The organism is Nostocoides japonicum T1-X7 (assembly GCF_001046855.1).
GTDB lineage: Bacteria > Actinomycetota > Actinomycetes > Actinomycetales > Dermatophilaceae > Nostocoides > Nostocoides japonicum.
This window is the reverse complement of sequence record NZ_HF570958.1, coordinates 4449019-4460030: the sequence shown is the minus strand read 5'-3', so window position 1 is coordinate 4460030 and position 11012 is coordinate 4449019. Positions and strand designations below refer to the sequence as shown.

Here is an 11012-nt window from a genome sequence, read left to right as displayed (position 1 = left end):
CGAGCCGGTACCGCCACCGCCGAGGCAGCCCGCGCCGCAAGGGAAGCAGCGGCCGCCGGGGCGACCCGCGCACCGGAGTCGACCGGTGCCGGGACCACCGCCCGAGCCGGGACCACCGCCCGAGCCGGTAGCGACGCCCGAGCCGGGATCACCGCCGGCGCAGCGAAGGACGCCGGAGCCGGAGACGACTCGGGCGCCGCGAAGGAGGCCGCGCGGGACGGCGAGGTCCGGCCGGAGCCCAGCGCGTCGCATTCGGACACCGTCGAGGCGGGGGAGAGCGAGTGAGCAAGGACAGGCACCGGCCTCCGTCGGCCGTCATCCGCAAGAGCAACAAGAAGAACCTCATGGTCTTCTCTGGGCGGGCACACCCCGAGCTCGCCCAGGAGGTCGCCGCGCAGATCGGCACCGAGCTCGTCCCGACGAGCGCGTACGACTTCGCGAACGGCGAGATCTACGTCCGCTACGAGGAGTCGGTCCGGGGCTCCGACGCCTTCGTGATCCAGAGCCATACGACCCCGATCAACGAGTGCATCATGGAGCACCTGCTCATGGTGGACGCGCTCAAGCGGGCCTCGGCGAAGCGGATCACCGTCGTCCTCCCGTTCTACGGGTATGCCCGGCAGGACAAGAAGCACCGTGGGCGGGAGCCGATCAGCGCCCGGCTCGTCGCGGACATGTTCAAGGCGGCCGGCGCCGACCGGCTCATGGCCGTCGACCTGCATACCGACCAGATCCAGGGGTTCTTCGACGGACCGGTCGACCACCTGTTCGCCCAGCCTGTCCTCGCCGAGCACGTCCAGAAGTACTACGGCCACGAGGAGCTCGCCGTCGTCTCGCCGGACGCCGGCCGGATCAAGGTCGCCGAGCAGTGGTCGCGGACCCTCGGCGGGGCGCCGCTCGCCTTCATCCACAAGACGCGTGACATCCACCAGCCGAACGTCAGTATCGCCAACCGCGTCGTCGGCGACGTCCGCGGCCGGATCTGCGTCCTCGTCGATGACATGATCGACACCGGCGGCACCATCGCCAAGGCATGCGAGGCGCTCATGAAGGACGGCGCGAAGGGTGTCGTCATGGCCGCGACGCACGCGATCCTCTCCGACCCGGCGACCCAGCGGCTCAAGGAATGCGGCGCGCTGGAGGTCGTCGTGACGAACACGCTGCCCATCGCACCGGAGGCGGAGTTCGACACCCTCACCGTGCTCTCGATCGCGCCGCTCATCAGTCGGGCGATCATGGAGGTCTTCGAGGACGGTTCGGTGACGAGCCTCTTCGACGGCCATGCCTGAGCTCCCGCCCCCTGCCCCCGGCGCCTCCCTCGCGGCAGCAGCCTGCTGCTAGCAGAGGGGAGGTGTCGTCGCCCCAGGTTGCAACCTAGGGCGACGTGAACTTGGTTGTGCTGGCGGAGGTTACAGCCTGGCGGGCCCGGTAGGCGGCGACGTTGGCCCGGTTGCCGCAGCCCCGCTCGCAGAACCGCCGGGACCGGTTGCGGCTGAGGTCCACGATGACGTCGTCGCAGTCGTCGGCGGCGCAGGTCCGCAGCCGGTCCAGCTCACCGGCCCGGACGACGTCGACGAACGCCATCGCCGCCTCGACGGCCATCCGCACGGCGAGGGGCGCGTCGCGCGGGGTCGCGTGGATGTGCCAGCCGAACCCGTCGTGCTCGACGAGCTGGGGGAGCGCGTGGAACTCGCGGAGCAGCCCGTTGACGATCTCGACAACTCCATTCTCGGGGGACTCCCAGACGGCCCGCAGGCGGGGCCGCAGCCCGCGAACCTGCTCCAGCTCCGCCTCGGAATGTGCGTGAAGCCCGGTCCAGCCCCATCCGCGCACGAAGTCGTCGAGGTCGGCCACGGTCGCGAGCGCCTCCACGTCGGAGTCGCCCGGGGCACTTCCGGGCATCGTGTTGACGAGCGCTGCCGCGCCGAGGAGGGAGATCTCCGTGTCATGAGTGAAGGTCATGTTGACTCCTGACCAAGCCGAGGTCTATTGTCATGAGCGTACCGCTATTTCGTTCATGACAGCCCGTATGCCGTGTCCACCGCCCGTCGGTCACACCGACCATCCGGGTGCGCCGGACGCACGGCACGCACAACCTGGGCACGTGCGACATGGGCAGGTACGACCGAGCAGGGCCCCACGAACCGCGTTGGGTGCCGGAGTCCGACGAGAGGAGTCCCCCATGACCCGTCTACGCCAGGCCACCGGGTCGAATCTCGCCCTCGTCGCCGCCCTGCTGTCCGCGTTCACGTTCGCGACGTCCGGGCCCGCCGCCCGCTCCCTCCTCGAGGTCGGCTGGAGTCCCGGCGCCGTCGTCCTGCTCCGGCTCCTCATCGCGTGCCTCATCCTCCTGCCGGCCGCCGTCGTCACCCTTCACGGCCGGTGGCACCTGCTGAGCGACCACGCGTGGTCCGTCGTCGCATACGGCGTCCTCGGGGTCGCCCTCTGCCAGGTCTGCTACTTCCAGGCCGTGCGTACCGTGGCCGTCGGGGTCGCGCTGCTCCTGGAGTACCTCGCGATCGTCCTCGTCGTCGTCGTGTCGATCCTCAGGACCCGGCGGCTGCCGAGCCGGCTCACCACCCTCGGCATGGTGCTGTCCGTGATCGGCCTCGTCCTCGTCCTCGACCTCCTCGGCGTCGCCCGGCCCGCGACCGGCGGGGTGCTGTGGGCGCTGTTCGCCGCCCTGGGACTGGCCGGCTACTTCCTCGTCGCATCCGAGGAGACCGGCCTGCCGCCCGTCGCGCTCGCCGGGTTCGGCATGCTGCTCGGGGCGGTGGCCCTCGGTCTCCTCGGCGCACTCGGGGTCTTGTCGATGGACGTCTCGTCCCGGCCCGTCCACCTCGCGGGCCACGAGCTGCCGTGGTGGGTGTCCATCGTCGACCTCGCCGTCATGGCGACGGCCGCCGCCTACTTCCTCGGCATCGTCGGGGCACGGGGACTCGGTGCCACGGTCGCCTCCTTCGTCGGGCTCACCGAGGTCGTCTTCGCGGTGCTCGTCGCCTGGGTCCTCCTCGGCCAGCTGCCCCGCCCGGTCCAGCTCATCGGCGGAGTCATCGTCCTCGCCGGCGTCGTGGCTGTCCGGCTCGGTGCGCACCCGGTCGCCGAGGTGGCCCCCGAACCCCTGCCCAAGTGCGACGCCGACCCCGAACCCGTTCCCGTATGCGACGCCGACCCCGAACTCGTCCCCGTATGCGACGCCGACCCCGAACCCCTCCCTGTCTCCGACCCCCTCGCGGCCTATCACCCCACCGCATCCTGAGCGCCACCTTCTCCCGTGGCGGTCTGCCACCCAATCGGGGTCTGTGCACCACGCCCGTGGCGGTCTGGCACCCGATCGGGGTCTGTGCACCACCCCGTCTGCTGTCAGTTGGCGGTTTGGCACCCGATCGGGGTCTGTGCACCACGCGCCCGTGGCGGTCTGGCACCCGATCGGGGTCTGTGCACCACCCCGCCTGCTTTCAGTTGGCGGTCTGCCACCCAATCGGGGTCTGTGCACCACGCCCGTGGCGGTCTGCCACCCGATCGGGGTCTGTGCACCACGCGCCCGTGGCGGTTTGGCACCCGATCGGGGTCTGTGCACCACCCGCCTGCTGTCAGTTGGCGGTCTGGCACCCGATCGGGGCATGAGCGCCACATCCAGGTCGAGCAGAGGAGACCGTGGTCACGGTCACCTGCTTGCCCGCCGACGTTGTCTGCGCCGAGCGGTCTGTCGCCGTCCACTGGAGGTAGGTCCGCGTACCAACTCTTGCCCCTTGCAAGCAATTCCTTGCGAGGGGCAAGAGTCCAGGAGTGGGTATGCCGCGTATCCAGGGCGCCGAGACGTGGCATGTCAGGGCGCCGAGACGCGGCGTGTCCAGTGAGTCGAGACGCCGTGCCTTTGGGCGTCGAGAGCGGATCGGTATCACCTCACCTGGCGCACCAGCCCCCATGGGCCCGCGCCGGGACGCCGGGGGGCCTTGGCCCACCAGCTTTATCGGGTGACCCGATAAAGCTGGTCCGGGCCGATCGCACGTCTTCCGGGGTGACCCGGGAAGACTGAGCTTGACCCGACATGGGAAGTCGGGTGAAGGCACGTCTTCTGGGGTGACCCGATAAAGCTCGGGAGGCGGGGGTGGCGATCGCGGAGGGCCACCCGCCCAGCCCACGGACGCTGGGGAGGTGGGGGAGCAGCGCGATTTCGTCGCGCCGCGGGCATCGCCTAGGATCGAGCAGTTGCCTCGGCGAGGGACGGCGCACGGGCGCGCCTGTCCGTGATCGACGCGGTGGCCGACCGCCCATGCGGCCGGCCCTCACGTCGCCTCCGTGCCACGTCCCGCGTCGAGGCCCATCCGCATACGAGATCCCTTGAACGATGCGACGGCTCGGCTCCCGGGCCCGTCCTCGACCGACCCGCAGGAGCGATGAGACCGTGGCCCAGAACACCGCCGACAACAAGATGACCGTCGAGCGCCGCACCCAGTTCGGCAAGGGTGCCGCCCGCAAGATCCGCCGTGCCGGCAAGATCCCCGCCGTCATGTACGGCCACGGGACCGACCCCGTCCACATCGCCCTCCCGGGCCATGACGCGATGCTCGCCCTGAAGAACGCCAACGCCGTCCTCACCCTCGTCATCGACGGCACCGAGCAGCTGGCCCTCGCCAAGGACGTCCAGCGCGACCCCATCAAGCCGGTCATCGAGCACGTCGACCTCGTCGTCATCCGCAAGGGCGAGAAGGTCTCCGTCGAGGTCGGCATCCACGTCGAGGGCGAGGCCGCCGCCGAGACGCTCGTCTCCGTCGAGAGCCCGACGGTCGAGGTTCTCGCCGAGGCGACACACATCCCCGAGTCGATCGTCGTGTCCGTCGAGGGCCTCGAGGCCGGCAGCCAGATCAAGGCCGGCGACCTCACGCTCCCGGCCGGCATCGAGCTCGTCGCCGACCCGGAGACCCTCGTCGTCAACGTCACCCAGCAGGTCAGCGCCGAGGCGCTCGAAGCCGAGCTGGGCGAGGGTGGCGAGGAGTCCGAGGCCGGCGCCGAGGGTGACGCTTCCGAGGCGCCCGCCGCGGAGGCCGCGGCCGAGTAGGCCGCCTGGTTCCCGGCGCTCGACGGATTCGATGACCTCCGCTCCTCCCGGCTCACCGGGCATTCGGTATGAGGGGTCCCGGCTCTCCAGACGGCCGCCCTCGCGTGGGGGGAGCCGTCCAGGTGACGTTCTGGTTGAGGGCGCACGAGTCCCGGCCGCCCTCGCGTGGGGGGAGCCGTCGGCGAGCGTGCCGTGGGTCGTTGACGCGCTGGCCATTGCGGTGGCGCCTGGCACCAGGCCGGGCCTCGACCGGCGGTGGGCCATGCACCTGGGGAGCCGGCGGTGAGCGCGCCCTGGGTCGTCGTCGGGCTCGGCAACCCGGGTCCCCGGTACGCCGGGAACCGGCACAACGTCGGCGCCATGGTCGTCGACGAGCTGGCGCGCCGCACCGGCTCGACCCTCAAGAGCCACAAGGCGAGAGCGGTCGCCGCCCAGGCGCGGCTCGGGCCACTGCCCGGCGAACCCGTCGTCCTCGCCGTGCCCTCGAGCTACATGAACGAGTCCGGAGGCCCGGTGTCGGCCCTCCTGAAGTTCTTCGGTGCGGGACCCGACCGGCTCGTCGTCGCCCACGACGAGCTCGACATCGAGGCGGGGGTCGTCCGCCTCAAGCGCGGCGGGGGAGAGGGCGGCCACAACGGCCTCCGCTCCATCAGCCAGTCCCTCGGGACGCGCGACTACTACCGCGTCCGGGTCGGCATCGGGCGACCGCCGGGCCGCATGGACCCGGCCGACTTCGTCTTACGGGACTTCTCCGCCGCCGAGCGCAAGGAGCTCCCCTTCCTCCTCGACGACGCGGCAGACGCCGTCGAAGCCCTCGTCCGCGACGGGCTCCTCGAGGCGCAGCAGCGCTTCCACTCCCCGCGCTGAGCCGGGGCCCTTCGAGCGATCCGCAAGACCGTTGCGGAGCAGGCGATCTCGTTGCGTCGGGGCTGACACCCGCAGGCGTGGAACTCGGCCGGATCGACCCGCAGGACGCACCAGACGCGCCGAGGCACCCGAGGCACCCGAGGCGTCCCGTCGAGGATCCGCCAGAACTCGCCACGGCGGTCGCGGGTCGGCAGCGAGAGCCGATGGCGCGAACGGGGTCCCCCAGATCACATTGGCCCGGACGCTCCCCACCGTCGGGCCGCTCGGTCTGGTTTACTGTCACGGGAGCAAGGGGAGCGGGGGCTCCACGGCCGGGAAGCACAGGGGAGTGGGGTCCCGGGCGGCGATTTCTCCGTTTCCGGCGTGGTCGTGGGCCGTGCCGCCTAGGCTGGCGGAGCAGCTGTTTACGGACCCCATGGGGTGTGCCGCGAACGACACGGGTCATCGAACCCGCCACGAGTCGTGCACGGTGCAGGTGGTCCGGCGAGATCAGGGGGGCAGCGGATGGGCAACCGTAGGTGGCAGGGATGAGTCTTGGTATCGGCACGAGCGCTGCTCGTCACCGGACGCAGGAGCATGTCGCGCCCCGGGTGGACCTCGTCGAGTCGGGGCACGCCGTCGTCAAGCACGGACTCGCGGGCTGGCAGCGGCGCTACCGCACGACCGCCGTCGTCGCGGACCTGCTCGGAGGCGCCGTCGTCTCCTTCGGGGCGGCCGCGCTCCGCCATGCGATGTTCGGTGGACAGACCGAGCTGTGGCTCGCCTCCGCAGCCTCGACGAAGATCGCCGTCCTCCTCATGCCCATCGCCTGGGTGCTCTGCCTCGCCCGGGCCGGCGCGTACGCGCCCCGCTACCTCGGCACCGGCAACGAGGAGTACCGCGCCATCATGCGCGCGATGGTCGTCCTCCTCGCGATGGCCGCCGTCCTCCTGTATGCCCTGAAGCTCGACCTCTCCCGGGCCTACGCGCTCATCGCCCTGCCCTCGCTCGTCATCGTGTCGCTCGTCCTGCGCTGGCTATTGCGCGACAACCTCGCCCGCGCTCGGCAGCGCGGCAAGGCCCTGCAGCCCACCCTCGTCGTCGGACGGGTCGACACGGTCGGGTCGATGATCCACCAGATCCACTTCGACCCCGCCGGTTCCGGGCTCCGCGTCGTCGGCGCCTGCGTCTCCGAGGTCGACCCCGACCGTCCGCTCCAGCGCACCGTCGACGGCGTGCCGGTCCTCGGCGGACCGGAGGAGACGCTCCGCGCCGTCGACGAGCTCGGCGCGGCCGTCGTCGCCGTCGCGAGCACGCCGGAGCTCGCCGGCGACTCCCTGCGCCGGCTCGGCTGGTCGCTGGAGTACCGCGACGTCGACCTCCTCGTCGCACCGGGCATCGTCGGCGTCGCCGGCCCTCGGCTGTCGCTCCGCCCGGCCAACGGCCTGCCGATGCTCCACGTCGAGCGGCCGCTCACCGGCGGGATCAGCTACCGGCTCAAGGCGATCGTCGACCGGCTCCTCGCGCTCCTCGCCGTCGCCGTCCTCGCGCCCGTCTTCGCCGTCATCTGGGTGCTCATCAGGGTGGACAGCCGCGGTCCCGCGCTCTACCGCCAGGAGCGGATCGGATCCGAGGGGCGCCCCTTCACGATGCTGAAGTTCCGGTCGATGGTCGTCGACGCGGAGAGCCGGCTGCCCGAGCTCGTCGACCGCTCGGACGGCAACGGCCGGCTCTTCAAGATGCGCGAGGACCCCCGGGTGACCCGCGTGGGACGGGTGCTGCGCAAGTTCTCGCTCGACGAGCTGCCCCAGCTGTTCAACGTCGTCGCCGGCCAGATGTCGCTCGTCGGGCCGCGACCGCCCCTCGGGCGGGAGGTCGACGAGTACGAGTTCGACGCCGTGCGGCGACTGCGCGTCCTTCCGGGGATGACCGGATTGTGGCAGGTCTCCGGCCGGAGCGACCTGTCGTGGGAGGATTCCCTCAGACTCGACCTCTGGTATGTCGACAACTGGTCACTCACGTTGGACCTCCAGATCATCTCCCGGACCTTCCGGGCTGTCTTCAAGGGATCGGGTGCTTACTGACTCATGACTTCTGCCACCGCATACATCGACCGGATCGACACCTCCGGTTACGCCGACCTCGACGACCACGCGCTCGCCAGGGCGCTCGCCGACGCGGCGGGCCGGCTGCTCGTCGAGCTGCGGGAGGGCTGGGACGGCGAGGCCGGCGACCTGCGCAAGGCCGGTGACGCGCAGTCCCACGAGCTGCTCGTCCGGCTCCTCGCTCAGGCCCGCCCGGACGACGCCGTCCTCTCCGAGGAGGGCGCCGACGACACCGCCCGGACACGCGCTCGTCGCGTGTGGATCGTCGACCCGCTCGACGGCACCCGGGAGTTCGGCGAGGTGCCCCGCGACGACTGGGCCGTCCACGTCGCCCTGTGGGAGGACGGCGAGCTCGCCGGCGGGGCCGTCGCCCGGCCCGCGCGCCGCTCGACCCTCGCGACCGACGAGACGCTCTCCGTCGGCGAGCGCGCCAAGGGGCCGCTCCGCCTCGCCGTGAGCCGCTCTCGCCCACCGGAGTTCGTCACCCGGCTCGCCGAGATCCTCGACGCCGAGCTCGTCCCGATGGGGTCGGCCGGCATCAAGGCCACCGCCGTCGTCGACGACATCGTCGACGCCTACGTCCACGCAGGGGGGCAGTTCGAGTGGGACAGCGCGGCACCCGTCGCGGTCGCTCGAGCCGCCGGCCTGCATACCAGCCGCATCGACGGCTCCCCCCTCGTCTACAACCGCGAGGACCCGACCCTGCCCGATCTGGTGATCTGCCGGCCGGAGTTCTCCGGCCGGATCCTTGATGCCATCTCCAGTCTTTCGTGAGGAGCATGTACCCGTGTCCGATCCCGACCTGAACAATTACCAGCTGAGCCAGCTGGACACGCTCGAGGCCGAGGCGATCCATATCTTCCGCGAGGTGATCGCGGAGTTCGAGCGGCCTGTCCTTCTCTTCTCGGGGGGCAAGGACTCGATCGTCATGCTGCGCCTGGCGCAGAAGGCGTTCTACCCGGCGAACATCCCGATGCCCGTCCTGCACGTCGACACGGGGCAGAACTTCCAGGAGGTGCTGCAGCGGCGTGACGAGCTGGTCCGCAGGCTGGGTGTGCAGCTCATCGTCGGCAGCGTCCAGGAGGCGATCGACAACGGCTCGGTCGTCGAGCCGCCCGACGGCACGCGCAACCGGATCCAGACGCCGGTGCTGCTCGACACGTTGGAGAAGCACCGGTTCCAGGCGATCTTCGGCGGTGCCCGGCGGGATGAGGACAAGGCGCGCGCCAAGGAGCGGGTCTACTCCTTCCGTGACGAGTTCGGCCAGTGGGACCCGAAGAACCAGCGGCCGGAGCTGTGGAGTCTGTACAACAGCCGGATCCACGCGGGGGAGAGCATCCGGGTGTTCCCGCTGTCGAACTGGACCGAGCTGGACATCTGGCACTACATCGCGCGGGAGCGGGTCGAGCTGCCCTCGATCTACTACGCGCACGAGCGTGAGGTCGTCGACCGGGGCGGGATGCTGTATGCCGTGGGCGAGTTCATCACGCCCCGGGACGGTGAGGAGGTTCTCACCAAGCGTGTCCGCTACCGCACGGTCGGCGACGCGAACCTCACGGCGGCGGTCGAGTCCGACGCCGACACGATCGAGAAGATCATCGAGGAGGTCGCGACGACGCGCATCACCGAGCGCGGCGCGACCCGCGGTGACGACAAGTTCAGCGAAGCGGCCATGGAGGACCGCAAGCGGGAGGGCTACTTCTAATGGACATTCTCAGGCTCGCGACGGCAGGGTCCGTCGACGACGGGAAGAGCACGCTCATCGGGCGGCTGCTGTACGACACCAAGACCGTGTTCGCCGACCAGATCGCGGCGGTCGAGCGGGTCAGCCAGGAGCGGGGCGAGGAGCGGGTCAACCTCGCGCTGTTGACCGACGGGCTGCGCGCGGAGCGGGAGCAGGGCATCACGATCGATGTCGCATACCGCTATTTCGCGACGGCGCGGCGGAAGTTCATCATCGCCGACACCCCGGGGCACATCCAGTACACGCGCAACATGGTGACCGGCGCCTCGACGGCCGACCTCGCGCTCGTCCTCGTCGACGCGCGCAAGGGGATCCTCGAGCAGAGCCGCCGGCACGCGTTCCTCGCGACGCTGCTGCAGGTGCCGCACCTGGTCCTCGTCGTCAACAAGATGGACCTCGTCGACTACTCGCAGGAGGTCTTCGACCAGATCCACGAGGAGTTCACGGCGTTCGCGGCGAAGCTGCGGATTCCCGACCTCACCGTCATCCCGGTGTCCGCGCTCAACGGCGACAACGTCGTCTCGCGGTCGGAGAACATGCCGTGGTACGACGGGACGAGTCTGCTGCACCACCTGGAGAACGTCCACATCGCCAGTGACCGCAACCTCATCGACGTGCGGTTCCCGGTGCAGTACGTCATCCGGCCGCAGTCGGACGACTGGCACGACTATCGGGGGTATGCCGGTCAGGTCGCCGGTGGGGTGCTGCGCAAGGGCGACGACGTCATCGTCCTGCCGTCCGGGTTCACTTCGCGGATCGCGGTGATCGAGACGGCCGACGGCGAGATCGAGGCCGCCTACCCGCCGATGTCGGTGACCGTCCGGCTCGAGGACGACATCGACGTCTCGCGGGGCGACATGATCTGCCGGCCGAACAACCAGCCGAACGTCACCCAGGACATCGACGCGATGGTGTGCTGGATGGACGAGAAGGCCCAGCTGCGTCCGGGCGCGAAGTACGCCATCAAGCACACGACGCGGACGGCGCGGACCATCGTCAAGGACCTCGCCTACCGGCTCGACGTCAACTCCCTTCACCGGGACGAGACGGCGCAGGCGTTGCAGCTCAACGAGATCGGCCGTGTCGTGCTGCGGTCCACGCAGCCCCTCATGGCCGACGAGTACGGCCGCAACCGGGCCACCGGCGGGTTCATCCTCATCGACGAGGGCACCAACCGCACCGTCGCTGCCGGCATGATCACCGACGCCGGCTGAGTTCCGAGCAGGCCTGGAATCCTCCGGAGCGGCTACCACCC

At 70.5% G+C, this 11012-nt stretch carries 9 protein-coding genes and 1 pseudogene; 9 read left to right on the top strand and 1 reads right to left on the bottom strand.

Translation table 11 applies throughout. The annotated features are described in order from the left end of the window. Both BN12_RS26335 and BN12_RS20265 read left to right on the top strand, forming a co-directional pair. A pseudogene (locus tag BN12_RS26335) lies at positions 1-285 on the top strand (hypothetical protein); the annotation flags it as partial. Then, a complete protein-coding gene (locus tag BN12_RS20265; RefSeq protein WP_327152677.1) occupies positions 282-1289 on the top strand; it encodes a ribose-phosphate diphosphokinase in 1008 nt (335 codons plus the stop codon). The pseudogene BN12_RS26335 and the gene BN12_RS20265, both read left to right, overlap by 4 nt. Before the next feature lie 85 nt (positions 1290-1374). Here BN12_RS20265 and BN12_RS20260 read toward each other — a convergent pair whose 3' ends face one another. After that, positions 1375-1962, bottom strand: a complete 588-nt coding sequence (locus BN12_RS20260; protein ID WP_048555295.1) for a CGNR zinc finger domain-containing protein — start codon at positions 1960-1962, stop codon at positions 1375-1377. A 220-nt stretch (positions 1963-2182) separates the two neighbouring features. Here BN12_RS20260 and BN12_RS20255 point away from each other — a divergent pair, with 220 nt between their 5' ends. The 7 genes from BN12_RS20255 (at position 2183) to cysN (ending at position 10971) form a co-directional block, all read left to right on the top strand. Further along, positions 2183-3259: an EamA family transporter gene (locus tag BN12_RS20255; RefSeq protein ID WP_083454806.1), complete on the top strand. Its 1077-nt coding sequence runs from the start codon at positions 2183-2185 to the stop codon at positions 3257-3259. Between the two features lie 1176 nt (positions 3260-4435). Further along, positions 4436-5062: a 50S ribosomal protein L25/general stress protein Ctc gene (locus BN12_RS20250; RefSeq protein ID WP_048556669.1), complete on the top strand. Its 627-nt coding sequence runs from the start codon at positions 4436-4438 to the stop codon at positions 5060-5062. Positions 5063-5344: 282 nt separating this feature from the next. Continuing rightward, the gene (gene pth, locus BN12_RS20245) at positions 5345-5929 is read left to right on the top strand and encodes an aminoacyl-tRNA hydrolase (protein WP_048555293.1); all 585 of its coding nucleotides are present in this window, start codon (positions 5345-5347) and stop codon (positions 5927-5929) included. A 527-nt stretch (positions 5930-6456) separates the two neighbouring features. After that, positions 6457-7992, top strand: a complete 1536-nt coding sequence (locus BN12_RS20240; RefSeq protein ID WP_083454804.1) for a sugar transferase — start codon at positions 6457-6459, stop codon at positions 7990-7992. Between the two features lie 3 nt (positions 7993-7995). After that, positions 7996-8787 carry a 3'(2'),5'-bisphosphate nucleotidase CysQ gene (locus tag BN12_RS20235; protein ID WP_048555291.1) on the top strand — a complete coding sequence of 264 codons (792 nt, stop codon included), beginning with the start codon at positions 7996-7998 and terminating at the stop codon, positions 8785-8787. Next, the gene (gene cysD, locus BN12_RS20230; RefSeq protein ID WP_048550675.1) at positions 8765-9718 is read left to right on the top strand and encodes a sulfate adenylyltransferase subunit CysD; all 954 of its coding nucleotides are present in this window, start codon (positions 8765-8767) and stop codon (positions 9716-9718) included. The genes BN12_RS20235 and cysD overlap by 23 nt, the downstream gene beginning before the upstream one ends. Next, positions 9718-10971 carry a sulfate adenylyltransferase subunit CysN gene (cysN, locus tag BN12_RS20225; RefSeq protein WP_048550676.1) on the top strand — a complete coding sequence of 418 codons (1254 nt, stop codon included), beginning with the start codon at positions 9718-9720 and terminating at the stop codon, positions 10969-10971. The genes cysD and cysN overlap by 1 nt, the downstream gene beginning before the upstream one ends. Positions 10972-11012 lie beyond the last annotated feature (41 nt).

Excerpts from the sequence above, each read along its gene's own strand:
- BN12_RS20260 (WP_048555295.1), bottom strand. The coding sequence starts at position 1,962 with ATGACCTTCACTCATGACACGGAGATCTCCCTCCTCGGCGCGGCAGCG.
- BN12_RS20255 (WP_083454806.1), top strand. The coding sequence starts at position 2,183 with ATGACCCGTCTACGCCAGGCCACCGGGTCGAATCTCGCCCTCGTCGCC.
- BN12_RS20250 (WP_048556669.1), top strand. The coding sequence starts at position 4,436 with ATGACCGTCGAGCGCCGCACCCAGTTCGGCAAGGGTGCCGCCCGCAAG.
- BN12_RS20240 (WP_083454804.1), top strand. The coding sequence starts at position 6,457 with ATGAGTCTTGGTATCGGCACGAGCGCTGCTCGTCACCGGACGCAGGAG.
- BN12_RS20235 (WP_048555291.1), top strand. The coding sequence starts at position 7,996 with ATGACTTCTGCCACCGCATACATCGACCGGATCGACACCTCCGGTTAC.
- cysD (WP_048550675.1), top strand. The coding sequence starts at position 8,765 with ATGCCATCTCCAGTCTTTCGTGAGGAGCATGTACCCGTGTCCGATCCC.
- cysN (WP_048550676.1), top strand. The coding sequence starts at position 9,718 with ATGGACATTCTCAGGCTCGCGACGGCAGGGTCCGTCGACGACGGGAAG.